This window comes from Kitasatospora sp. MBT63, from assembly GCF_000710465.2.
GTDB lineage: Bacteria > Actinomycetota > Actinomycetes > Streptomycetales > Streptomycetaceae > Kitasatospora.
The window spans coordinates 1-506 of sequence record NZ_JAIZ01000825.1 but is presented as its reverse complement, the minus strand read 5'-3'; the positions used below and the strand labels follow the sequence as shown (position 1 = coordinate 506).

Here is a 506-nt window from a genome sequence, read left to right as displayed (position 1 = left end):
CCCGCCGCTGGTCGACGGCGCCGTCCTCTCGCTCGGCGAGCCCGATCCGGACGCCGAGGACGACGAGTCGCCCGCCACCGCGGAACTGCGCGTGGTCGGCGGACCGGACGCGGGCGGGGTGCACCGGCTGCACGGCGAGGAGATCCGGATCGGCCGCTCCAGCGAGGCGGACGTGCCGCTGGACGACCCGGACGTCTCCCGCCTCCACCTGACCTTGCACCTGGCCGCCGACGGCCGGGCCACCGTCCGCGACCTCGGGTCCACCAACGGCACCCGGCTGGACGGCCGGTTCCTGCGCGGCGAGAGCGCCGAGCTCGCCGACGGCGCCCTGGTGCGGCTCGGCGAGTCCACCGTCCAGCTGGCCCGGTCCGGGCCGCCCGCCCCGCCCCGGGAGCTGGTGCCGGACGGCGAGGGCCACCTCGGCCTGGCCGGCCGCACCGCCACCCGCACCGGTTCGGCGCCGGCGCTCGTCCCCGTCGCCGCCGAACCGCCGAGCGCCGGCGGCC

The 506-nt window shown here is 79.8% G+C and carries 1 protein-coding gene; it reads left to right on the top strand.

All coding sequences use genetic code 11. The features are described from left to right. A partial coding sequence (locus AA75_RS43515) for an FHA domain-containing protein (protein WP_033826096.1) occupies positions 1-506 on the top strand: 506 nt, incomplete at both ends.